Genomic DNA, 24,126 nt, shown 5'->3' with positions numbered 1-24,126 from the left:
TAGACTAACATCCCGCCGCATCATTCGATCACCTCGTCGGCACGAGCGAGAAGCGTCGGTAGCAGCGTAACGCCGAGTGCCCTGGCGGTCTTTATGTTGACGACGAGTTGGAACTTGGTTGGAAATTCAACCGGCAGGTCGGAGGGCTTGCCGCCCTTTACGATTTTGTGGACGAAGATCGCGGCCTTGCGATAGACCGACATGATATCGGCCGAATAGGACAAGAGGCCGCCGGCGCGCGTAAATTCATCGCTCGGTGCGAACAGCGGCAGGTGGCTCTTGAGCGCCGCCTCGGCGGCCGGCTGGCGCGGCAAGCTTGGCTGAACGATCAACGCTCCAGCGCCGCTCGTCACCATTTGTCCAAAAGCTGTTGCGAATTCGTCGCTGCCTCGCACCAGAACAGGCTTGATCTCGAACTGAAGTGCCCGCGCGGCCAACGCGATGCTTTCCAGGAATGGCTGGTGAAATGGATCGATGGCATTGCCGAGCACGGCAACCTTGCGCACCGTCGGCAATATCTCGCGGATAAAATCCAGATTCTTGCCGGCTACCTCGCCTGTCGCGGATGCCACGCCGGTGATGTTGCCGCCCGGGCGCGAAAAACTGGCGACAAAACCGGTCGCGATCGGATCGGCCGCGGGGCTCATGACGATCGGGATTTTGGTAGTGGCCTGCTTTGCTGCCGCAACGGATGGGGTTTGATAGCCAACAATCACATCCACGTTCAGGTCCACCAATTCGCGGGCAAGCGAAGGGAGACGCTCGGGGAAGCCACCCGCAGATCGAGACTCCAACGTCAGGTTCTGGCCTTCGAGATAGCCCAGCTTCTGCAGCTCTTCACGGAATGTACCCAGAAAGAATGCTGGATCGGGATTACCGAGCATCAGCACGCCGACGCGCGGTGACTTCGCTTGTTGCGCTCGTGCTGTCGGAGGCCAAGCAGCCGTAGCGCCCAAAAGCGCGATGAATTTCCGCCGCTTCATTCGATCACCTCGTCGGCGCGCGCGAGGAGCGTCGGCGGCAGTTCAATACCAAGCGCCTTGGCGGTCTTGAGATTGACGACCAAATCGAACTTTGTCGGCTGTTCGACCGGCAGGTCGCCGGGCTTCGCCCCCCGCAAGATCTTATTGACATAATCGGCCGCACGCCGCCACAGATCCGAGAAGCGCGGCGCATACGACATGAGGCCGCCAACCCGAATGTTCGCCTCATTGCCGAACATCGTCGGCAGTCGGGCGGCACGCGACAACGCCGCGATCTGGCTGCCGTTGCTGGTCGTCAATGGCTCCGCCAAGACATACAGCGCGCCAACATCGTCCTTGAGCGACGCAAATGCCAGGGCAATATCCTCAGGGCGCCGAATCTCCAACCTGTCAACTTCAAGACCAAGCGCGCTGGCCGCAGCTTTGACTCCGCCATCCTCCGGCAATGCGACGGGACTATCGACATTGATCATGAACGCCAACCTGCGGAGACCAGGGATAACCTCCCGCAACAGTTCGAGCCGCTTGCCAGCGAGTTCCGGCGACTGAATCGAAAGGCCCGTGGCGTTGCCGCCGGGCCGCGCCAGGCTCGCGACGAGACCGTTGACGACCGGATCTCCCGCCGTGGCAAAGACGATCGGTATATCCGTGGTCGACCGCTTGGCCGCCATCACCGCCGAGCCTCCCGACGTCACGATGATACTGACCTTCATTCGGACGAACTCTGCGGCAATCTCGGCATAGCGCTCGCTTTGGCCTTCCGCCCAACGCGCATGGATTGCGACGGTGCTTCCCTCAATCCATCCTACTTCGCGCAGCCGCTGCACGAACGCTTCGGTCCATTTGCCCTGCGACGATGAACTGTTGGCGCCGAGCAGGCCGATGATCGGCACCTGCTGCGCATGCGCGGCCAGAGGCCGGACAAGAGGCCAAGTGACCGACGCACCGCCAATCAAACCAATGAACTCGCGCCTCTTCATTCGATCACCTGGTCAGCACGGGCGAGCAGCGAGATCGGAACGTCGATACCCAGCGCTTTGGCGGTTCTGAGGTTCACGATCAACTCGACTTTGGTGCCCTGAATCACCGGCAGCTCGCCGGGCTTCTCGCCTTTCAATATCCGTCCCACATAACCGCCTGCGAGATAGTGTGTTTCGATGATGGTCCCGCTATAGCTCATTAACCCGCCGAGTGCGGTAAATTGCGGGTTCACGAAGATCGACGGCAGGGCGGCTTTCAGCGCCTGGTCCGCGATATCCTTGATACGGCTGTTGGCAAAAGGATCGGCCGCAATGACCAAGGCGCTAACGCGCATCTCCTTTGCTTTCACGAATGCCGCTTCGAGTTCGCGATCATTACTCGCCCGCAGAATGACAAGTTGAAGTCCGAGTTGAAGAGCGGTTGCCTGCAAGTCCTTAACCTGCCTTCCAACCACCTCGCCCGCAGCCGGATTCACCAGCACGGCAATCAGTTCGGCCGACGGCAGCAACTCATGAAGGATCGCGAGCCGCTTGGGACCGGTCTCAAACGTCAGGGCCGCAACGCCGGTAATATTGCCGCCGGGGTGCCTCAGGTTTGTCACGATACCGGCTTCGACCGGATCAGCACCTGTCTCAAAGACGATGGGGATCGTTGTGGTCGCCGCCTTGGCGGCAAGTGCGGCTGGCGCACTGCCCGGCGTGACAAGTACCGCGACGTTGCGCCCAACGAGTTCGTTCGCAAGTTGCGGCAATCGATCGATATTGCCCTCTGCCCACCGATATTCGACTGCAATATTGCGTCCGTCGTCGAAGCCGGCTTCGCTCAGTCCTTGATTGAAGGCCTTCAGCCGTGCCGCCCAAGCCATTGGTGATGCGCTGCCGAGATAGCCCACCACCAGCACCGGCTGTTGCGCCCGCGCCTTCGGCGGCCATGCAGCCGCCGTCGCCCCAAAAAGCGCGATGAACGCCCGCCGCCTCATTCGATCACCTCGTCGGCGCGCAGCAACACCGCCGGCGGGATCTCGAAGCCGAGCGACTTCGCGGTCTTCAGGTTGATGACGGTCTTGAGCGCCGTCGGTTGCTCGATCGGGATGTCGGCCGGATTTTCGCCCTTCAATATCTTGTTGACGAAAACAGCGCTGCGGCGAAACATGGCGGTGAAGTCCACACCGTAGCCCACCGGCACGGCGCCGCGGGTGGCTAGAACGGGTGCGCCAATCGACGGCACGCGGCATTTGTCGACAATCGCAGCAATCAGGGAAGCGTTGGTGACAAACGCATTGGCCTCCGTGATCGCGAGGCCGTCTATAGGAGTGGAGCTCACGGCTGACAACGCGCTTTCGATGTCGCCGGGGATGGCAACCTCGATCGGTCGCAGCTCTATCTTCATCGCCTGCGCTGCGGTTGTCATCGCGCTCATTGTACTTTCGTTCAGGGGGTTCCCTCGTTGCAAAAGCACCCCTGCGCGGGTCATCGAGGGCGCAAGGCTCGCAAGAATCTCCAAACGCTTGGCAGCCAGTTCTGTCACGAAGAAGGTTTGTCCCGTTATGTTGCCCCCGGGATGAGCCATGCTAGCTGCAAGGCCCAAGGTCACCAGATCGGGGCCCGTGATCATCACAGTGGGAATCTTTGCCGTCGCACGGTGAGCGGCAAGAATCCCCTGAAAGGTAGCTGTCACGAGAACGTCGACATCGAGGGCGACCAGTTCAGCCGCCAGCGCCGGCAGACGGTCGTTATCACCGCCGGCATCTCGATATTCGACATGAATGTTATCGCCCTCAACCCAACCGAGATCACGAAGTCCGGCGAGAAAGGCTTCTACCTCCAAATTTCGCGGCGGGACGAGGAAAAGGCCGATGCGGGCGATTCGCTTCGCTGGCTGCGCGCGTGCCGCCAAAGGCCACGCCAATGCCCCACCGGCCAGAGAAAGGAATTCGCGTCGCTTCATTGCCACTCTCCATTTCCGTCTTGCATCCACGTCAGCTTCGATTGTCGTGTCGGCCGCTAGTTTTTTCGGGCGCTTGTAAGGTTGCCCGCCCGCGGCAGCACAATCGTGAACTCGGTGAATTGTCCAGGCTGCGTATCCACCTCGATCCGTCCGCCGTGTTGTTTCACGATGATGTCGTGGCTCATCGATAGACCAAGTCCGGTGCCCTCCCCAGCCGGCTTGGTCGTGAAGAACGGATTGAACATTTTTTCCTTCACCTCCGGCGGAATGCCGGTGCCATTGTCGCGGATGCGTATCTCGATGTGGTTGCCTAGATTTCTGGTGCCAGCACTGAGCACAGGCTCGAAATTCGCATCGCCAATATCGGCCCGACGCTTGCTCGCGGCATAAAACCCGTTCGAGATCAGGTTGAGTAAAGCGCGGGTCATTTCCTGCGGGAACAGCTCGATCACGCCGGCGTCCGGATCGAGGTCGCGCTGCAACGTGATATTGAAATCCGGTTTCTCGGCGCGTGCGCCGTGATAGGCGAGATTGAGGCTCTCGTCCAACAGCGCGTTTATATCCACCATCCGCTGCTCGCCCGAACCTTCCCGGGAATGCTGCAGCATGTTCTTGAGGATTGAATCGGCGCGCTTGCCGTGCTGAACGACCTTTTCCAGGTTGCTCTTCAGCAGTTCGCGGATCTCATCCAGCTCCTTCCACCTGCCGGCCTCGTCGAGCGTCGGGTTCTCGAACACGTCGTTCATCTCTTCGATGAGCTCGGCCGACAACGCCGAGAAGTTATTGATGAAATTGAGCGGATTCTTGATCTCGTGCGCGATACCGGCGGTGAGCTGACCGAGCGAGGCCAGCTTCTCGGTCTGCACCAGGCGGTCCTGCGCGGTGCGAAGCTCGTCGAGCGAAGCGGCGAGCTCCTTAGTGCGCTGCTGCACCTCGTCGAACAGGCGGGCATTCTCGATCGCGATCACAGCCTGGTCGGCAAACGTTTCGATCAGTTTGATCTGTCGTGGCGTGAACGGTCCGGCGACAGGGCGGGCGAGATCGAGAACGCCGAGCACTTCGCCATCGCGAAGCAGCGGGACGCCGATGATCGACCGCCAGCCGCCAAGCTTGATCGACTGGGGAAGCCCGTATTCGGTATCCGCGCCGATGTCGGGGATGTGGACCGTACGGCGCTCGACCGCGGTACGTCCGGCGACCGTTGTGCGATCGAGACGATGCGGATGGGTCGACAGGTATTCGACAAATTCCGGCGTGCCGCCGTAACTCGCGCCGACATGGAGGAGATCCCCCTGCGACTGGAACAGAATGCAGATCGAGGCATCGCAGAGACCGGCGGCGGATTCGAGCAACGTCCGCAGCACTGTCTTCAGATCGAAGACCGACCGGCTAATCACCTGCAGAACCTCCGACGTCGCGGTCTGCTGTTGCAGCGACTCTTCGAGGTCGCGGGTCCGCTCCTGCACCTGTTTGAACAAGTTCACATTGGAAATGGCAATCACCGCTTGGTCGGCGAAGGTTTGCAGCAAGGTGACCTGCTTGTCGCTGAACGGATTCACTTCTGTACGGCGCAACAGGATTGTTCCGATGCTCTCGCCCTCGCGCAACAACGGCACACCCAACATGGTTCGAACGCCGATACGGCGAGCCGCCCGTTGTCCTTCCGGAAACTGGTTACCCTCCTCAGAAAGCATATCGTGGATATGCACTGGCGCCCGGTCTAGGAAGGTCCGCCCGGCGACGGTCGCACGATCGATCGGCCACTTCTCGACCGTGAACTCGAGCGGACCGTGCTGGGCGTTGAAGCGAAGATCGTTGCCGTCCCGCAAATAGACAATTGCATCCTTGGCTTCGCAAAGCTCGCAGGCGCTCTCGACAATGGCTTGGAGAACGGGCGCCACATCGGTCGGCGACGATGCGATGACCCTCAGGATGTTGCTGCTGCCGGTCTGATAGGTCAGCGCTTCCGTCAACTCGCGCGTTCGCGCCTGCACCTCGTCGAACAGGCGGACATTTTCGATCGCGATCAGGGCCTGATCGCAAAAGGACTCGGCCAGAGCGACCTCACGTTCGCCGAGGAAATTGCTGCGCTTGCCCGCCAGCACTAGCAGGCCGATGCACTCGCCCGCCCGCAATAGCGGCACGTAGAGCGACGATACGATACCGAAGGTCTCGTGGATCCAAAGCTCGAACTTGGGCAGGTCGATCAACGACCAGTCCGGCAGGTGCAGCGTTTTCTTGCCGATGATGGCGCGTGACGGGAAATTGCCATCGGGATCGATTTGCTCGGGAGGCCTGGTGACGGTAGTCAGTCCTTCCGGCGTGGCCCTCGCCACCTGCACGCAGCTGGCGCCGTCGCAGCGCAGGAAGAACCCGAGGTCACATCGCGTCAGCCGTACCGCGGTCTGGACGATGCTGTCGAACACCGGCTGGGCGTCGGTCGGCGATTGACTAATAACGCGCAGGATTTCCGACGTCGCGGTCTGGCGTTCCAGCGCCTGTTGGGTGTCGTTGAACAGTTGTGCATTCTGGATCGCGATCATTGCCTGGTCGGCGAAGCTTTGCAGCAGCGCCAGTTCATCAACGGTGAACGGCAGGAGCCTGTCACGGAAAACGATCAGGGCGCCGACGGCCTTGTCGTTGCGTCGCAATGGCGTGCCGCAAACGGTACGCGCGCCACCGGCCCGCGCATGGGGCAGACCGGGAAAGTCGGACATCGAGGGATCCAGGTGGTCGAGGTCCGGAATGTGGATCTGCCTGGACTCGGCCACCACCGTGCCGGGCAGGTTTCGGCCGCCGACCTTGATATTGGACCGCGGATAGGCCGAGCCGACGCGCTTGGCGATGGTTCCAACGCGGTACTCTTGCGTGAACTCGCGCCCTTCGGCGAGTTGAAGCGAGACGCTGGATGCCTTGAACAGACGCGCGGTCGTCTCGGTGATCAACTGCAACGGGCCCGCCGCATCCCCCGATGCGTTGGCGATCGCGCGCAGGATTTCGGCGCCGGCCTCCTCTCGCATCCGCGCAGCTTTCAACTGGCGTTTCAGCAGTGCGGTCTCGGGATGGAGGGATGGCTTGGCCTTGCGGGCATCGGTCTTGGTGAGAGGCTTTCCAGCCTTCTTCCGTGTCCCGGCATCGCTGGTCTGTTTCTTGCCGGACTTGGCACGAGCAGACTTGGCACCGGACTTTGCTCGAGACCTGGCATCGCGCGCCCTCATTCGATCACCTCGTCGGCCACCGTCAGCAGGCGGTCGGCCGCCGCTAAGCCGAGCGATTTCGCTGTCTTGAGGTTGAGCACAAGCACGAACTTGCTGGCTTGTTCAATGGGCAGGTCCGCCGGTTTTTCGCCACCGAGAATCTTGGCGGCGTAGATGCCGGCGCGGCGGAAGTCGTCGATCAGATCGGCCGAATAGGACATCAGAAGGCCCGCCCGGCCCCAGTTCGGATAGGTGCCAACCGTCGGCTTTCCCGGCGCCATGACCAAGGGCAAGACCCGGGGCATGTTGTTGTAGAGAAGCGGCTCGCCGGAGACGTAAAGAGCGCCAACGCCATCGCGGATGCTCGCCGAAACCGCGCCCTCTATCTCGTCGAGCCGCCCAAGCGGATGACGCACGACAACAAAGCCGAACTGACCGGCGACGCTTTGCAATGCGTTGAGCTCGGCTGTGGCAAGCAGTGAGGATGTACCGATGAAGCCGATCGCCTTCAGGTCAGGCACCAGCTCCTTGAACAAGTTCATGCGCTTTTGGGTCAGCGCCTCCTCGCCCCCAACCGCATTCATCACGTTGCCGGTCGCATGGCCGCCCGGATGGATATAGCTTTCCGCAAACCCTGCCTTGATGGGATCGGCGGCATAGGACGTGAAGACCAACGGCAACTCGGGCAGGACTTTGTGCGCGACCGGTGCCGCCGCGGCCGAAGCAATGATGACGCGGGGCTTGAGAGCAGCGAGTTCAAGGGCCAGCGCGGGCAATCGATCGAAAAAACCGTCGGCATAACGCAAAGCGAACGTAAAGTTCACGCCCTCGGTAAGGCCCGCCTCCCGCATGCCTTGGCGAATCGCCGCCAGTCGATTCTCGGCATTTTTTGCCGGCCCCGGCACCAGCACGGCAACAACGGGCAGATCTTTCTCGGCGCGCGCAGCAACAGGTACAGCTGCCGCGCCAGCTAAAATACCGAGAAGTTCGCGCCGCCGCAGGTCCCGGAGCTTCATTCGATCACCTGATCGGTCTGCACCAGGACGGTCGGAGGGATCGTCAACCCGAGCGCCCGCGCGGTCTTGAGATTGACGACCATTTCGAACTTGGTCGGCAACTGGATCGGCATCTCCGACGGCTTTTGACCCTTGATGATCTGGTCGGCATAGCCTGCGGCACGGCGCGAGAGGTCGACGATGTCGGCGCCATAACTAAATAAAGCGCCGGCTTGCGCAAACTCAGCCTGCTCGCCGACCACGGCTACCTGCATTTCAACTCCAATGCGGCAGATGTCCTTGATCGCCGCGGCGGTCATGTAGTCGCGAATAACGATCATGGCCGTACCACCGGCCTCGGCAAGCTTCCCGATCTGCTCCGTCACCTGCGATGGCGTCGGCGCCGTGAGGCCGGCACGAATCGGCTCGATGCCGAGCTTGCCGGTATCCGCCATGGTCTGCGCGCCCCACGCGCTGAAGGTCGGGTCGGTTGCGTTGTGCATCACGCCGAGCTTAATCAGGCCCGGCAAAATTTCCTTCAGCACCGCGATACGCTTGGCCGACATCTCCTCGCCGAACGCCGAGAAGCCGGTCACGGTGCCACCGGGCCGGGCGAGGCTCTGGAACAGTTCGGGGTCGCTCTGCACGGCCGGCAGCGCGATCGCGACGACCGGGATTTTCGTCTTGCGCGCCGCGGCCCGCGCGGCGGCGGGGCCAGGTGCGAACAGCACGTCCACTTGCATCGCGACAAACTCGTCGATGATCGCGTGCCCGCGTTCGACATCTCCGTCGGCGTTGCGGATTTCGACGGTGATATTGCGCCCTTCGACATATCCGATTTCGGCCAGAGTCTTGCGGAACGGCTGCACAATCGTGACGTCGGCGGCGGCGCTGGCAAATCCGATAAAGCCGATGGTCGGCATGCGATGAGACCCATCCTGCTGCGCCAGTGCTGCAAGCGGCCAGCTCGCCGCGCCTCCCACCGCCAAACCAATAAACTCACGCCTTCGCACGGTCGCCCCCAAGGCTGGAATGTGGCAGTGTAACTGTTCAAACCCAACATCTGAAAGGTGCCCTTGACCGATCCGACAAAATCTTCTTGGGGTTGTGCTCCCCCTCCAAGAACCTCCGGGCCCGCAGCAATCTGCGCAAAGTTTTCCGTAAATCACCCCGCTGTCGCAGCCCGCTGGGTGATAACTTGACGCATTCAATCTCGCGAATTTACGCAGGCTTGGAGCTTCGCTTGCTCTTACTGGTTGCACCGCACCACGGCATCCCGGCGGCTAAGATCGGCGCCGGAAGGGGCAGAAACTGATATCGAGAGCACCGCAGTCGGCAACGCCCATGTCTCAGTTGGTCATCCACAGGGAGACAGCGCCAAGTCTTCTTGATAACTTGGCCGGGATGAGCATTTCCCTGCATTCGGACACGTCCCAAGGACGACCGCTGGCGGCGTCGTCTGCGGCGGATGCACCGGCCGTGCAGGCCGCCCCGGCGCCGAAGGTCCGGGCCCGTTTGTTTGCCAAATATGTCGCGCTGTTCGTGGCCGTGGTGAGCGTGGCGCTGCTTTCCAACGGGATTTTCGAGGTTTTCTTCTATTATCGCGAGCATAAGGCGTCCCTGATCCGGATTCAGCGCGAACAGGCCGAAGCCGCCGCCGCCAAGATCAGCCAGTTCATCAAAGAAATCGAGAGCCAGCTCGGCTGGACCACCCAATTGCCGTGGTCGGCCGGCTCGTTGCAGGACCGCCGTTTCGATGCGCTCCGGCTGCTGCGGCAGGTGCCGGCCATCACCGAGCTGTCCCAGATCGATTCGACCGGCAAGGAGCGGCTGCGGGTATCGCGGCTGGCTATGGACGTGGTCGATTCGGGTCTCGACCTTTCCAAGGACTCGAAATTCAGCGAGGCGGTCGCCAACAAGGTCTATTACGGTCCGGTCTATTTCCGCCGCGAGTCCGAGCCCTACATGACGCTGTCGCTAGCCGGGACCCGCAAGGACGCCGGCGTCAGCATCGCCGAGGTCAATCTGAAGCTGATCTGGGACGTGGTCTCGCAGATCAAGGTCGGCGAGCGTGGCCATGCCTATGTGGTCGGTTCGGGCGGCCGGCTGATCGCTCATCCCGACATCAGCCTCGTGCTGCGCAACACCGACATGTCCAAGCTAGTGCAGGTGCAGGCCGCGCGCGCCGGCAACGCCAACGACGCCAACGCGCTGCAAGGCTCTCTCAACATTCAGGGCCAGAAAGTGCTGACGGCTTCCGCACCGATCTCCCCGCTCGGCTGGACCATGTTCGTCGAACTGCCGGAAACGGAGGCTTATGCGTCGCTGTATCAGGCGTTGCAGCGCCTTTCGATCGTGCTGCTGGCGGCCTCGATCTTCGCCGTCCTCGCGGGAATCTTCCTCGCCCGGCGCATGGTCGGCCCGATCCGGGCGCTGAGCGCCGGCGCCGCGCGGCTCGGCGGCGGCGATTTCACCCAGCGCATCTCGATCAAGACGGGCGACGAGCTCGAAGGGCTTGCCAACCAGTTCAACGACATGGGTGCACGGCTGCAGGAGTCATATGCCGACCTCGAGAACAAGGTCGAGCAGCGTACAGCCGAACTGAGTGAATCGCTACAGCAGCAGACGGCGACCGCGGACGTACTCAAGGTGATCAGCCGCTCGACATTCGACTTGCAGACCGTGCTGGACACGCTCGTGGAGTCGGCGGGTCGTCTGTGCGAAGCGGACGAGGGGATCATTCTCCAGCCCAGGGATGGCGCCTATCGGCTGGCCGCCAGTTTCGGGCTCTCTCCCAAAAAACAGCAATTTCTCAGGGATTTTATCTTCAAGCCGGGAGGGACGACAGCGGTTGGACGCGCCTTGTCCGAAGGCAGGTCGATCATCCTCGTCGATGGTCAGTCGCCTCTGCCGGGAGATCCGAATCCGGCGCAGAGCAGGATCGCAATTCCCTTGTTGCGCGAGGGTGTGCCGATGGGCGTATTCGTGTTGACTCGCAGGGAAAGGCGAGCTTTTAGCGACAAGCAGATTGAGCTGGTCACCACCTTCGCCGACCAAGCAGTCATCGCCATCGAGAACCTCCGCCTCTTTGATGAAGTTCAGGCACGGACCAAGGAACTTGCGACTTCATTGGAAGAGCTGCGCACCGCACAGGATCGCCTAGTACAGACCGAAAAACTGGCCTCGCTCGGCCAGCTCACTGCCGGCATCGCCCACGAAATCAAGAACCCGCTCAACTTCGTCAACAATTTCTCGTCGTTGTCGGCCGAATTGATCGACGAACTCAACGACGTGCTGAGACCAGCGGCGCTGGACGCCAAGACCCGCGAAGAGATAGACGAGCTCACCCACATGCTGAAGGGCAACCTCGAAAAGGTCGTACAGCACGGCAAGCGGGCGGATTCGATCGTCAAGAACATGCTGCTGCATTCGCGCGAGGGCGCGGGCGAGCACCGGCCAGCCGACATCAACGCCATCGTCGAGGAAAGCCTCAACCTCGCCTATCACGGCGCGCGGGCTGAAAAGCCCGGCTTCAACATCACTCTGAAGCGCGACTTCGATCCGGCCGCGGGACAGGTCAGCTTGTATCCGCAAGAGATCACCCGCGTCTTCCTCAACCTGATCTCGAACGGGTTCTATGCCGCGGCCAAGCGCAAGGAGGCCGGCGACGAGGACTTTGAACCGATCCTGAGCGCGGCCACCAGGAGCCTGGGCAACAAGGTGGAAATCCGGATCCGCGATAACGGCACCGGGATTCCGCCCGAGGTGAAGGAGAAGATGTTCAATCCCTTCTTCACTACCAAGCCGGCGGGCGAAGGGACGGGTCTTGGATTGTCGATGAGCCACGACATCATCGTGAAGCAACACGCCGGTACGATTGACGTCGTGACCGAGCCCGGCGCTTTTACCGAATTCATCATTACGCTGCCCAGAACCGGGGCGGCACAGTCGATTACCGGAGGCAGGAATTGAGCGTTTACATACTCGTGGTGGATGACGAGCCCGATGTCGAAGCCTTGTTTCGTCAGCAGTTTCGCCGCGACCTGAAATCAGGCCGCTTCATGATGGAATTCGCCCCATCGGCGCCGGCGGCGCTTCAGCGTGCGGCGGATATCAAGGATCCTTCGCTGATCCTGATCCTCTCCGACATCAACATGCCAGGGATGACCGGGCTCGAAATGCTGCCGAAGGTGCGCGCCGAGCGCCCCGACGTTCCCGTGATCATGATTACGGCCTATGGCGATGCCGAAACGCGTCGTAAGGCGATCGAGAACGGGGCCGTCGGCCTTTTGACCAAACCGATCGATTTCGCGCTGCTACGTCTCGAGATCGATAACCGCCTCGGTCAGGCCGCATGACCGCGACCATCCTTGTCGTCGATGATGAGCCCGATCTCGAGGCGCTCGTGCTGCAGAAATTCCGGCGGAAAATCCGCGACGGCACGGTAGCGTTCGTATTCGCCCATGACGGTATCGAGGCGCTCGCTTCGATCGAGCAGCACCCCCATGTCGACATGGTCGTATCAGACATCAACATGCCCCGGATGGACGGGCTGTCGCTGCTCGCCAAGCTGCAGGAAGCCGAGGACAAGAAGTCGACCGTCATCGTCTCGGCCTATGGCGACATGAGCAACATCCGCACCGCCATGAACCGTGGCGCGTTCGATTTCCTGACCAAGCCGATCGATTTCGGCGATCTCGAAATGACGATCGACAAGACCATCCGCCACGTCGAGGCAATGCGGGAGGCCCGACGCCGCCAGCTTGAGGCCGAGCGCGCGCACGCCTCGCTGTCGCGGTATTTTTCGCCGCAGATTGCCAGCCGCCTCGCCGCGGTCGGCGACAGCGACGGCATGCAGGTACATTGGCGCGAGATCGCGACGATCTTCACCGACATCAGTAGCTTTACGTCCCTGGTGGAAACGGTAGCGCCCGATGTGCTCGGCGCACTGCTCAACGAATACGTGGGCGGCATGACCGACGTCGTATTTGCCCATGAGGGTACGGTCGCCAAGATCATCGGCGATGCGATTCAGGTGCTGTTCAACGCGCCTGGCGACCAGCCGGACTATGCCAGACGCGCCATTGCCTGCTCCCATGACCTCGACATCTGGGCCCAGGCGTTCCGCGACCGGTGGAAGGACAAAGGCGTCAGTTTCGGTGCGACGCGGATCGGCGTTCATGCCGGGCCGGCGCTGGTCGGCAATTTCGGCGGCAGCCGTTTCTTCGACTACACCGCATACGGCGACACCATCAACACGGCTGCGCGGCTCGAGGCCGCCAACAAGCATCTCGGCACCCGCATCTGCGTCAGCGCCGCGGCAGCCGACCGCGCCGGCAATTTTCAGGGGCGACCCGTCGGCGATATCCTGCTTCGCGGCCGCAGCGAACCGCTTCGCGCGTTCGAACCACTGCAAGACGTTCCGTTCAAGGCGACGGCCAACGCGCAATATGGGGAAGCGTTCGCCAAGCTCGAGGCTGGCGACGTCGGAGCAATGCCAGCTTTCGCGGCGCTGGTCGGCGCCCACGCCGACGACGCGCTGGCTGGATTTCACCTGAAGCGGTTGCTCAATGGTGCCAAAGGCGCCCGAATTCAATTAGACTAGGCCGCCGGCAGTCTAGCCACATGCCTGATTAGTTTTCATCCTCTGAAATCTCTTAGGAATGTTGGCCAAGTTGCCGGTTTGCGCCTCGGAGACTTTCTGGCCTTTTCGTAATCCAAATCCAGCGCCGGGAGACGCGTATTTTCCACAGAGACGGTCGTAGCACGCGATAGAAGGCACAGGCGTCAGTCTGCTTCCGCATCAAAGCTGCCATGCTCGCTATTCAAAACTTGATCACGCGCGCAAGAAACGCGGCTTGCACTTGCAAGCCCGCGCAGTTTTCATCGTCACATCGGCGGACTGAAGCGACTGAATTAATAAGGTCGTATGGCTACCGTTGAGAGCGTCCCCGATATCCGTTGCGGGTCAAAAACGTTCCTCGCGGCGCCGGCGCGCGACTTCCGGTCTGCCCCGAATATCGTTATCAACGAACCAGCCCGATTGGTCCGTTTAGGGCCAATGTCTGTGGTGAGCAGCTGCAACAAGCTGATAACTATTCGATCACCTCGTCCGCAAGCGCAAGCAAAGTTGGGGCTATGGCGAGCCCTAATGCTTTGGCGGCTTTAAGATTGACGATCAGATTGAATCGTGTCGGTTGCTCGACAGGAATTTCCGCTGGTTTCTCACCCTTCAAAATCTTGTCGGCAAGCTCCGCTGCGCGTCGATAAAGCTGTCGGGCATCGGGGCCGTACGAAAGAAAGCCGCCCATGTCGACAAAGTCGCGAACACTATAGATGGCTGGCATCCTAAGCGCAGCCGCAGCGTCAACGATCAGCTCACGTAAACCAATCAACACTGGAGTTTCCAGAACTACGAGGCCCCCGGCGCCCGCGTTGGCTGCTGCCGCGAGGCTGCTTTCAACGTCAGCTGCGCTTCTAATGTCACAAAGTGCAAGCTGCTGGCCTTTCGCCTTGGCAGCCTCCCGTAGCCGCGGCAGGGCGGCGATCGTGAATGGTGCAGCTGGCTCCTCAAGCACCGCTACGGTGCTGATGTTCGGAACGAACTGGCTCAGCAATTCTAATCTTTTGCCGCCGAGCTCGGCGGCTTGCCCTGCCAGTCCTGTAAGGTTAGCGCCAGGGCGGCTTAAACTTTGGACCACATTAGATCCAATTGGATCCCCGACATTGCTGAACACGACGGGAATAGTTGAAGTGGCAGCTTGGGCTGCTTTGGCAGTCGCCGTTCCAAAACCGGTAATTATCACATCCGGATCGGCCTTGATCAGCTCGGATGCCTGAGTGCCGAGCGTTTCGAGTATTCCGTTGGCGGAGCGAATGTCGAAAATGAGGTTTTTGCCTTCGGCGTATCCAAGTTGTTTAAGTCGTTCCTTTACGAAGATTGCATCGTCTGCACCCGCCAAAGCCAAGTAACCGACGCGGAACGTTCGCGACGCCTGCTGCGCCGTCGCTGCGAGCGGCCACGCCGCCGCAGCGCCCCCCAAAACACCTAGAAGCTCGCGCCGCCGCATGTCCGACCCCAAGCTCAATGGGTGATATCTTAGCGAACCAATCAAGCATCCCGAAAGCGTCAATTTGGCTCGCGCTCGCGCGGGCGTCCATGTCCGAGTTGGGTCAACACCGGAAGTCTGGCAAACTATTCAATCACTTCGTCGGCTAGGGCGAGCATGGTCGGCGGAATCTGCAGGCCCATGCTGCCGGCTGTTTTAAGATTTAAAAAAAAGGGATACCGGGTAGGCTGCTCGAAGGGCAAATCGGCCGGCTTTGCACCTTCGAAGACTCGGGCAACCAGGGCAGCTGTACGTTCGAATGATTCTGTCAGATCTGGCCCGTATGACATCAGGCCGCCATCACGAACAATGAAGTCGTATTCATAAATAGCCGGCAATTTCATGGCGATCGCGAACTCAAAGACACGCTTGCGGTTCAGATTGGTCAACGCGTCGGCGACCATTAATATCGCATCCGGCATATCGCTGTTCATGAGCTCGAACGCATCCTTGAAATCATCCCGTTCGCGGACACCCACAGGCTGCACTGAAATTCCAAGCGACAGCGCAACTTTGGCAGAGGCCCCGTAGCGCAGCGTCATGCCAAGATCGTCCTTGTTCCAGAGCATCGCTACTTTTCGGAGATTTGGCGACAGTTCCTTTAACAAGGATAGGCGCTTGGTCGTGAGTGCCGAGGCCACGTCGGAGATACCGGTAATATTGCCGCCAGGATGAGCCAGACTATCGATCAATCTCGTTTCGACCGGATCACCGAGACCCAGCGCGCCGATTATCGGGACGCCTAACGACTTCGCAGCCAGTGCCGAGGGGAAACCAACAACAACGATTGCATCGACGCCACTGGCTTTCAATTCTCGTAGTAATTCGGGAATTCTAGTGTTGTCGCCCATCGAACTACGCGCGAGGTAGGTCAGGTTTTGTCCTACGACATAACCGCGTTGGGCCAGTCCTCTCAGCAGGATCTTTCCAAGACCACTGGTATCGGTCATCGGCGCTACTGGATGAAGTGTAGCGAAACAGTAATTCCTACCAGACGTCTGCGCGCGAGCGGATCGCGAATATATCAGTGCTGCGGAGCCGAGCGTTGCCAAAAACTTGCGACGTTCCATGTAAGAACACTTCGAGTCATCTTAGCTGGCGCAAGATGGCGCGCGTTGCTTTGGAGCGGCAGGGTATCCCATGTATGTTATAGAGCAAAATCCGGTTGTCGACTGCGCCCGCGCCGCCATCGGCCGCGCTGCCGTGCCACCAAGAGCTCCCAGAACGTCGCGCAGCCGCAAACCGCCCCAAGCTCTTTGCGGGGACAGCTACCGAATTACCGACGACTTGATCCGCTCTAGAGCCCACATCCGTTGTGGGTCATCGGCAGCCCTAGCGGCCCGGAAATGCGACTTCCAGTCTTCCTCGAACAACGGACATAGTCAGACTGAGCTGGCATATTCAGACTGGCAGTAGCGAAAATCCCCCGACGTCATTCGATCGTCTCGTCCGCCGTCGCCGCGATCGACGGCGGCACCTCGATCCCAAGCTGCCCGGCGGTCTTTAGGTTGATAACGAGTTCGTAGCGGTCTGGCCCCTCGATCGGTATATCACCTGGTCTGGTACCCTTGAGGATTGTATCGGCCATTGTCATGGCGCGAGGGAAATAGGGCCCTAGCACGGGGCCGTAGGTGAGAAGGCCACCTGCTTTTGCGTTAGGCTTCCAGATTGAGATGCTGGGCAATCTGAATTCAAGAGCGGCAGCGGCAAAAAGGCCGGGGTTTGCCGTCAACGTCGGAGAAATCAAAAGCAATACGCCGCTCGTGCTTTCCAGCTTTGCGAAGGCGTCGCGAAATTCCTCCGGCTTGCTCAACGTCAGCGTCTGGGTCTCGAGGCCGGCAGCACCGGCCGCGATTCTGGCTGCTTCCAATTGGTCCGGCCGTGTGCTCGGATCCCAAACAATGGCAAGCTTCCTCAAGCCGGGCACCACTTCCCCCATCAGGGTGACTAACTTGCCCGTCAAGCTGGTCTGATCGAGGAACAGTCCGGTCAAATTGCGCCCGGGCTTTGCCCAACTGTCGATGAAGCCTGCCTTGATCGGATCCGTCTCAAGATCAATTGCCACGACCGGTAAGTCGGGAGCCGCGGAGAGTGCGGCTGTTGTTGCCGGCAGACCGACCACGATGAGCACCCCGACGCCGAGATCAACGAGTTCTCGAGCGAGGTCCGGCAGCCGTGAAAGGTCCCCTTGCGCAGATCGTAACAGGATCGTCTCACCCTCTATATAGCCTAGCTCACGGCCGCGCTTCAGCAACCCCGTCAAAATCACAAGACGCGGGTCGATCGTAAAGGGATGCAGGTAACCGATCTTTCGCGGTTGGCCCGTGGCTTGAGATCTGGCTAATCGTGCTGCCCAAGCAGCAACCGAGATGCCTGCCAAGCCAATGAATTTGCGCCGTCTCATACTCTGACGCCCCTGCCCAGATGAAAACATATTATCCGGTTGAATCGGTAAAGCGGAAGCTATCTGGCAGACTTTCCCGTAGTCCGCTGTGGGTCAAAGGCTGCCCTCGGTAGCCAGCATGCCCTTGGTCGGGTCATCTCTCGGAAGCGGACATCGCCGCCCGCTGGGCTGTTGTCAGCCACGGGCCTTGGCTGTGTGAACCCGCCACACCAATGTGGTAGCTCTGCGCAAGAGCTAAGCCTTATGCATACATGAGTGGGACGATTTCGCCTGCGAAATCGTCCGGTGTCTTAGCGTTTCAAGCTCTTCACCACTTGAGCGAGAACGCTTCTGCCTCACCATTCGTGCAGTCGCGCGATGACAGCTCGCTTCGAAGAAACGGGTGCTACTCTAGCTGACCCCGCTGCCGCGCCGGGATGCCTTGGACAATCGATGCGGGCTCTTGGAGGCGCGATCGGGGCAATGTTGTGCAAATCCACAAGCGCTATGAGGCTAATCGTCGCCGTTCGGCTATGTTCGTGCCGGTTCACTGTCGATTTCAGGAACGGGCGATGCCAAAAAAGCCGGAGACTCCCTCCTCCCGTTTGGCCCATTGGAAAAAAGTCAGCCAAACACCATTTCCTTTTCGACGCGATTACAGCAATCAGGCCGACTGGTTGGCTGCAGCGCAGGATGCACTTGATTTAGAGTCTCCCTTCATCAGCAGCTGGGATAGATCGCCGCGAGGCGCGTTCAAAGCTTTCAATCTGGATCCTCGCGACCCCTTCAGTTGGCGAATATTGCTTGGCTATTACACACAATCTCATATCGGTCGTGGTCGACCAGCAAAGTGGGATGGCGAGAGCCTTTGCAACCTACTGCGCCATATCAGTAAAGCTCGCCAGAATAAGCCATCTGCAAAGCAAAGTGAAATCTACCAATCTCTTATCAAGCGAAAAGCCCCGTACCATGGAAAGACTGAGAGCTATCTAAAGCACGGTCACCGCTTAGCTCTCGATTTGGACCGAAATGACATTCTGCGCGCGCGTCGAGACCTCGTAGCACAGGGGTATCTGGAAGCTGTGCGTGTGGGTTACGTAGAAAGAGGATCGGAGCTAACCGCCTCTGACGAGCGGCGGATCAAGAATTCAACTTTGGTATTGGATGAGGCCCTGGAATTGATAGGGGCGCCTAACAGCCGTTGGGCAAAAAAGAACAGGTAATTACGGCCGAATAGTTTAATCGCCGCCTTTTTTCGCCGAGGGTGGTCGCTAGGTTGGTCGTCATGAACCTGCATGGACGCAGGTGCGGTCGCTGGGACCGTCCCGGCTGTGATGGCGAGACAACAATGCAGACCCCATTGGTCCTAAAAATAAGTGAGGCGTGCGCCGCTTCGCGTATCGGAAGAACCAAACTTTACGATGCGATCAAACGCGGCGAACTGCGCGCGCGCAAGAACGGCAAGTCCACCTTAATTCTGCAGGCCGACTTGGTTGAATGGCTCAATGGGCAGCCGCCCGCTTTACCGAAATCAACACAAGCGAAATGAAAGCGCCTCGGCAGCAGTCTTGACCACCGCGCCGAGGCATTTGTTCACCCACATTTCCATGAAGTTGAACAAGATGAAATTACACCATCCGAAACCACGATACCAGCATCCTGATCTATTCGATTGGGCATCCGACCAAGAACGTCGCGGTGCCGATCCTCGCGTTCGTTGGATTGCGCGTCGCTGCCGTGTGTCACTCGCCACAGCCGCAACTCTGCTGGTTAATGCAGGGTTCTCGCGCAGGGAGGACCGCTAGTGAGCGAAGTCCTTTCGATTAAAGCAGTCATCAATGGCGTGGATATCGTGACGATTCGCGGTCGGGCTGCATGGGCACTCTTGAAGCTGATTGAAAGCGGCGAAGGCGGCTGCTCCTACGTTGACTGTCCCGCCCCGCATTGGGGTGGATACATCCACAAACTGCGCAAGCTTGGCATCCGAATCGACACCACCCGGGAGGCTCACGGACGCCCCTTTGCGGGTCGTCACGCTCGATATTTTCTGCGGGGCAGGATTTTGCTCGTCGATATGATCGGCACCAACGGCGAACCGGTAGACGCCCCTTACGCATCCCGCGCCAGCGTACCTCAGTTTTGATGCGCCCGGTCGTTGGTGCCGATGGAGCGCCGGTATCAGCCAAACCGGGAGGCTTTCATGCAGCCAAAGAGCAGTGGCTAATGATCCTTGCCTCCTATCCCATCCTTTCGGCCGCTGATTACGCCGTGGCAATTGTTAAATGCAGTCGCGGCATAGAACATGGAAGCCGTTCATGTCGCCGGAAGCGCGGCACTCTACAGCGCCTGCGAGAGCGCAGGCCTCCGCCGCGTGATCCTGTTCTCGGCCATCGGCAGCAATGTCGATGCCCCTAGCGATTTTTCGCGTACCAAGCGGGAGGGCGAAGCCGCCTTGATGGCGCGCGACCTCGATTGGGTCATCCTGCGACCCTCCGTCGTGATCGGCCGCGCCGCCTATGGCGGCAGCGCGCTGCTGCGAGGGCTGGCGGCCCTGCCGGTTCTGCCGGTCATGCCCGACACGGCGGCTATTCAACCGGTGCATCTCGACGACGTCGTTGAGACCGTGCTGTTCTTCCTGCAGCCGGGCGCGCCTTCCCGCATCGCCATCGATCTGGCCGGCCCACGGCAAATCGCGTTCAGCGACGCGGTCGCGCTGTTTCGGGGCTGGCTGCGCTGGAGGCCGGCCTACCGCCTGCAGCTGCCATCCTGGGTGGCTTCGGTTGCTTACCGCGCGGGAGACGTCGCGCAGATGCTGGGATGGCGGACGCCCATCAACACGACGGCACAGGCGGAAATGCGCCGCGGAGCGACCGGCGATCCCGAGCCCTGGCGCCAGTTGACCGGCACTGCACCGCGCGATCTCGAAGCCGCACTCGCCGGCGAGCCTGCCTCGGTGCAGGAACGCTGGTTTGCACGGCTGTATGCGCTCAAGCCGCTGATCTTCGACGTCTTCGGCCTGTTCTGGATCGCCACAGGCATCATCTCGCTGAGTGCGGGCTGGAACATCGGGATGTCGTTGCTGCTTGAAGGCGGGTTGCAAGGGAACGTCGCGGCGCTCGTCGTCACCGCCGGCGCGCTCGCCGACATCGTCATTGGCCTTGCCATTCTCTGGCGGCCGTTGTGCCGCTACGGACTCTGGGCAGCACTGATCATCTCGCTCACCTATGCCGTGATCGGCACCGTCCTGGTGCCGCGACTGTGGGCCGACCCGCTCGGACCAATGCTGAAGATATGGCCGGTGATCATGCTCAACCTGGTCGCGATGGCGATCCGGGAGGATCGCTGATGCTCTACTTCCTCGTGAAGATGGCGCACATCATTGGCGCTGCGGTGCTGCTCGGCACCGGGGCCGGCATCGCCTTCTTCATGCTGGTGGCACATCTGCGCGGCGACCCGCGCGAAATCGCCGGCGTTGCGCGGACGGTCGTGCTGGCCGACTTCCTGTTCACGGCGAGTGCCGTGATCCTACAGCCGATCACCGGCACATGGCTCGCCTGGTCGAGCGGGTATTCCCTCGGCGACGGCTGGGTGGCGGCGTCCATCGCACTCTACGTGGTGACAGGCGCCTTCTGGCTCCCGGTGGTGTGGATGCAAATGCGAATGCGCAACCTTGCCGTTCGCGCCATCGAGACCGACTCCAAGCTGCCTGCCGAGTATTACCGTCTCTTCTGGTGGTGGTTCACCTTCGGATTTCCGGCGTTCGCAGCCGTGCTGGCTATCTTCTGGCTGATGATCGCCCGCCCGGCTATCCCGTACTGGGACTAACATGAAGTCGTTTGGCGGATCGTCCCGGCTCTAAGAGACGCCGCCCTGCCCTGACGCCCACTTCGCGTCGCAAGGACCACTGCGTCTACGGGTTCCCGCCTGTGTCTTTGTCAATAGGAACTCAGAAATTGACAGCACGTTTCAAACAGAGGACATCTGAGATGACCAACTATTTGAAGCTGCCTACCTGGGCCGACAAAGAGAATATTTTGACAGTGGTTGAAACTCCTCGCGGGAGTTGCTGCAAATTGGAATTCGATCGCGAGCTGCGGGTGTTTACGCTTTCGAAGGCGTTGATGGCTGGCCTAACTTATCCTTACGATTGGGGATTTATCCCGTCGACTCTGGCAGATGATGGTGATCCCTTGGACGTGTTGGTGATGCACGATGGCGCCACGTACCGAGGTACCGTCCTTCGGTGCAGGCCCATTGGCGTTCTCAAGGTCCTTCAGGTGACCGAACGCAAAAGAAAAAGAAACGACCGAGTTGTTGCGGTGCCTCAGCACTCCTTCTTTGCTGCTGATTTGCCTGACGTTCGTAACCTACCGGCGACAGCGACCGAAGCAATTGGAAAAGTTCTTCGATGCTACGAACGCTCTCAAAAGCAAAAAGCTCGAATTTCTTGGCTGGTGCGGCCCGGGCCGAGCCATCAAGCTCATAAATCGGTGTCGCCTATAGCGCAGGGTTTCTCTTAGGACCTCAATTTCTCACTTGCCGACGTCACCAGATCAAGCAGCAGTGGTGGGGTTGGGCCAATGCTGACTTTGGCCCACATCGACAGCCGAGAGCCTTACCGCGGAGGCTCCGCCGGTGATGGTCGGCGCATTTGCAGAGAATAGTGTTCAGAAACTACTCAATTTGATACTTACGGCGTACTCCCTGGGAGAAGGCTGATCTCTGCCTGAGACTGGATGGCGCCTAGAGGAGCCGATCAAGGGTTCGGAGTTCCGAAGTTATCAGCGGGCATGAATGCGATGATCACGCCTTCGTTGCCCCGGAGCAGGATGGACGCATCCGGCACCGGCTCGGCCGGCCGATCCAAATGCGTCGACATCAACAGGCTGCCGCGTCCTTGCCAGTGGAATTTCCGCGGGTCAGCCGCGATGTTGAGCGCGACCAGAATCTCGTGATGGCCAGCCTTCCGCTTGTAGGCCAGAACGTCGTTCTGCGACCGCAGCGGTTCGTATTCGCCGCGTTGCAGGCCGGCATGCTCGCGCCGCAGTGTCATCAGCGCACGAAACAGCGCCAGGATCGAACGCTCGTCGCGCTGCTGCCCGGCGACGTTGGCCGCTCCATCGGGCGGCTCCAGCGGCAGCCATGGACGGCCCGTGGTGAAGCCGCCGTCGGGACTGTCGTCCCAGCGCATCGGTGCGCGTTCGGGATCGCGGCACAAACCGTACCCGGACACGAGCTTCTCGAAGGGATCGTGAACGCAGTCGGGCGGGATCGGCACGCGCTTGCGGCCGATCTCGTCGCCCATGAAGAAGAACGGCGTTCCCCGCAGCGTCATCAGCAGCATCGCGAGCACGCGCATCTGCGCCTCGCCGATCTTGCTCGCGATCCGCTGCTTGTCATGGCCGCCGATGACCCACACCGGCCACCCATCGTCGGGGATGGCATTGAAATAGGCGTCGATCGTGGCCTGCAGCGAGAGGGCGTCCCATTTGGAATCGAGCAGGGCGAAATTGAGCGGCAGATGCAGACGCGGCCGGTCATTGCCGTAGAAATGGCCGATGCGATCGGTCTTGCCCTGGACCTCGCCGCACAGCATCCGCCCGGGATAAGTATCGATCACCTCCCGGATGAACTCGATGCAATCCATGGTCTCGGGCCGGTCGTCGGTAAACACAGTCGTGTGCCGCTGCGGCGGCGGCTTGCCCTCGGCGTTGGGATTCGGCGGGTTGTCGCGCAACAGCTGGTCCTTGATCAGGACCGCGCTGGCGTCGACGCGAAAGCCGTCGACGCCGCGGTCGAGCCAGAACCGCATGGAATCGGCGATCGCGGCGCGCACTTGCGGGTTGCGCCAGTTCAGGTCGGGCTGCTCCACCAGGAAGGAGTGATAGTAATATTGCCGCCGCGCCTCGCACCATTCCCAGCCGCTGCCGCCGAACCGGCTCAGCCAGTTGTTGGGCGGCCCGCCGTTCTCGGCCGCGTCGGCCCAGATGTACCAGTCGGCCTTGGCGCTGTTGCGCGAACTCGCGCTCTCGACGAACCAAGCATGATCGTTCGCGGTGTGATTGGGGACGAGGTCGAGAATGAGGCGGATGTCCGCGGCGTGCAGTGCCTCGAGCAGGCGATCGAACTCCTCGAGGCTGCCGAAGGCGGGATCGATCGAGCAATAGTCGGAGATGTCATAGCCGAGGTCGCGGAAGGGGCTCTTGTAGATCGGCGTCAGCCACACTGCGTCGACGCCGAGCCACTTCAGATAATCAATGCGCGACATCAAACCGGCAAGGTCGCCCTTGCCGTCGCCGTTCGAGTCCTGAAAGGAGATCAGCGCGATCTCGTAGATGACGGCGGATTTCCACCATGAATGTTCGCGATAGCGGTCGACCGTCATTGCCTCTGTTGACCTCTACTCTAAAGTTTTCGTCGGCCGTCTGAGCCGTTCCAAAGGATTTCTCGGTTTCAAAGCGTATGAAGCGATTGCTAATGCTGCCGTAGCTCTTCGTCTGTTATCGGTAGGGGTTCTCCATCCGAAAGGAT

The 24,126-nt window shown here is 60.3% G+C and carries 20 protein-coding genes; 9 read left to right on the top strand and 11 right to left on the bottom strand.

The genetic code is table 11. The features are described 5' to 3' along the window. Positions 1-20 precede the first annotated feature (20 nt). From P6U28_RS04940 to P6U28_RS04910, 7 genes are read right to left on the bottom strand one after another with little or no spacing between them, the layout of a single operon-like run. Complete coding sequence (locus tag P6U28_RS04940; RefSeq protein WP_209296318.1) at positions 21-983, bottom strand: ABC transporter substrate-binding protein; 963 nt, start codon at positions 981-983, stop codon at positions 21-23. Next, complete coding sequence (locus P6U28_RS04935; protein WP_122404620.1) at positions 980-1,963, bottom strand: ABC transporter substrate-binding protein; 984 nt, start codon at positions 1,961-1,963, stop codon at positions 980-982. The genes P6U28_RS04940 and P6U28_RS04935 overlap by 4 nt, the downstream gene beginning before the upstream one ends. Next, positions 1,960-2,943: an ABC transporter substrate-binding protein gene (locus P6U28_RS04930; RefSeq protein WP_129144363.1), complete on the bottom strand. Its 984-nt coding sequence runs from the start codon at positions 2,941-2,943 to the stop codon at positions 1,960-1,962. Before P6U28_RS04930 ends, P6U28_RS04935 begins: the two co-directional genes overlap by 4 nt. Continuing rightward, positions 2,940-3,911 carry an ABC transporter substrate-binding protein gene (locus P6U28_RS04925; protein ID WP_122404621.1) on the bottom strand — a complete coding sequence of 324 codons (972 nt, stop codon included), beginning with the start codon at positions 3,909-3,911 and terminating at the stop codon, positions 2,940-2,942. Before P6U28_RS04925 ends, P6U28_RS04930 begins: the two co-directional genes overlap by 4 nt. 56 nt (positions 3,912-3,967) lie before the next feature. After that, positions 3,968-7,129: a GAF domain-containing protein gene (locus tag P6U28_RS04920; RefSeq protein ID WP_407121849.1), complete on the bottom strand. Its 3,162-nt coding sequence runs from the start codon at positions 7,127-7,129 to the stop codon at positions 3,968-3,970. Further along, positions 7,126-8,124: an ABC transporter substrate-binding protein gene (locus P6U28_RS04915; RefSeq protein ID WP_407121848.1), complete on the bottom strand. Its 999-nt coding sequence runs from the start codon at positions 8,122-8,124 to the stop codon at positions 7,126-7,128. Before P6U28_RS04915 ends, P6U28_RS04920 begins: the two co-directional genes overlap by 4 nt. Beyond that, the gene (locus P6U28_RS04910; RefSeq protein ID WP_209296317.1) at positions 8,121-9,272 is read right to left on the bottom strand and encodes an ABC transporter substrate-binding protein; all 1,152 of its coding nucleotides are present in this window, start codon (positions 9,270-9,272) and stop codon (positions 8,121-8,123) included. Before P6U28_RS04910 ends, P6U28_RS04915 begins: the two co-directional genes overlap by 4 nt. Before the next feature lie 235 nt (positions 9,273-9,507). Between P6U28_RS04910 and P6U28_RS04905 the strand changes: the two genes are divergently transcribed. The 3 genes from P6U28_RS04905 to P6U28_RS04895 are packed head-to-tail and all read left to right on the top strand — an operon-like array spanning position 9,508 to position 13,708. Beyond that, positions 9,508-12,075, top strand: coding sequence for an ATP-binding protein (locus P6U28_RS04905; RefSeq protein WP_122404624.1), 2,568 nt, complete (start codon positions 9,508-9,510; stop codon positions 12,073-12,075). Continuing rightward, positions 12,072-12,461 (top strand): response regulator, encoded by a 390-nt coding sequence (locus tag P6U28_RS04900; protein ID WP_122404625.1) that lies wholly within the window; start codon positions 12,072-12,074, stop codon positions 12,459-12,461. The genes P6U28_RS04905 and P6U28_RS04900 overlap by 4 nt, the downstream gene beginning before the upstream one ends. Beyond that, positions 12,458-13,708 carry an adenylate/guanylate cyclase domain-containing protein gene (locus P6U28_RS04895; RefSeq protein ID WP_122404626.1) on the top strand — a complete coding sequence of 417 codons (1,251 nt, stop codon included), beginning with the start codon at positions 12,458-12,460 and terminating at the stop codon, positions 13,706-13,708. The genes P6U28_RS04900 and P6U28_RS04895 overlap by 4 nt, the downstream gene beginning before the upstream one ends. A gap of 490 nt (positions 13,709-14,198) precedes the next feature. Here the strand turns inward: P6U28_RS04895 and P6U28_RS04890 are convergent, their stop codons facing one another. From P6U28_RS04890 to P6U28_RS04880, 3 genes are all read right to left on the bottom strand, one after another. Continuing rightward, a complete protein-coding gene (locus tag P6U28_RS04890) occupies positions 14,199-15,173 on the bottom strand; it encodes an ABC transporter substrate-binding protein (RefSeq protein WP_407121847.1) in 975 nt (324 codons plus the stop codon). A 125-nt stretch (positions 15,174-15,298) separates the two neighbouring features. Next, on the bottom strand, positions 15,299-16,162 hold the full coding sequence (locus P6U28_RS04885; RefSeq protein ID WP_160118864.1) for an ABC transporter substrate-binding protein: 864 nt from the start codon (positions 16,160-16,162) through the stop codon (positions 15,299-15,301). Positions 16,163-16,644: 482 nt separating this feature from the next. Next, positions 16,645-17,616: an ABC transporter substrate-binding protein gene (locus P6U28_RS04880; protein ID WP_160118865.1), complete on the bottom strand. Its 972-nt coding sequence runs from the start codon at positions 17,614-17,616 to the stop codon at positions 16,645-16,647. 551 nt (positions 17,617-18,167) lie between these two features. On the opposite strand from P6U28_RS04880, the gene P6U28_RS04875 reads away from it, so the two are divergent. From P6U28_RS04875 to P6U28_RS04850, 6 genes are all read left to right on the top strand, one after another. After that, positions 18,168-18,818 (top strand): hypothetical protein, encoded by a 651-nt coding sequence (locus P6U28_RS04875; RefSeq protein ID WP_145987037.1) that lies wholly within the window; start codon positions 18,168-18,170, stop codon positions 18,816-18,818. 125 nt (positions 18,819-18,943) lie between these two features. Beyond that, on the top strand, positions 18,944-19,144 hold the full coding sequence (locus tag P6U28_RS04870) for a helix-turn-helix domain-containing protein (protein WP_407121846.1): 201 nt from the start codon (positions 18,944-18,946) through the stop codon (positions 19,142-19,144). 255 nt (positions 19,145-19,399) lie between these two features. Next, on the top strand, positions 19,400-19,738 hold the full coding sequence (locus P6U28_RS04865) for a hypothetical protein (RefSeq protein ID WP_181956125.1): 339 nt from the start codon (positions 19,400-19,402) through the stop codon (positions 19,736-19,738). Between the two features lie 159 nt (positions 19,739-19,897). Then, positions 19,898-20,941, top strand: a complete 1,044-nt coding sequence (locus P6U28_RS04860) for an SDR family oxidoreductase (RefSeq protein ID WP_122404631.1) — start codon at positions 19,898-19,900, stop codon at positions 20,939-20,941. Next, positions 20,941-21,420: a DUF2269 domain-containing protein gene (locus P6U28_RS04855; protein ID WP_122404632.1), complete on the top strand. Its 480-nt coding sequence runs from the start codon at positions 20,941-20,943 to the stop codon at positions 21,418-21,420. The genes P6U28_RS04860 and P6U28_RS04855 overlap by 1 nt, the downstream gene beginning before the upstream one ends. 161 nt (positions 21,421-21,581) lie before the next feature. Continuing rightward, a complete protein-coding gene (locus tag P6U28_RS04850) occupies positions 21,582-22,115 on the top strand; it encodes an inorganic diphosphatase (protein ID WP_244607726.1) in 534 nt (177 codons plus the stop codon). 236 nt (positions 22,116-22,351) lie between these two features. On the opposite strand, the gene P6U28_RS04845 is transcribed toward P6U28_RS04850, so the two are convergent. Then, positions 22,352-23,980 (bottom strand): alpha-amylase family glycosyl hydrolase, encoded by a 1,629-nt coding sequence (locus tag P6U28_RS04845; protein ID WP_122404633.1) that lies wholly within the window; start codon positions 23,978-23,980, stop codon positions 22,352-22,354. Positions 23,981-24,126 lie beyond the last annotated feature (146 nt).

Origin of the sequence: Bradyrhizobium sp. STM 3561 (genome assembly GCF_045571455.1) — a bacterium.
Classification (GTDB): domain Bacteria; phylum Pseudomonadota; class Alphaproteobacteria; order Rhizobiales; family Xanthobacteraceae; genus Bradyrhizobium; species Bradyrhizobium vignae.
This window is presented reverse-complemented; position numbering and strand designations above follow the sequence as displayed.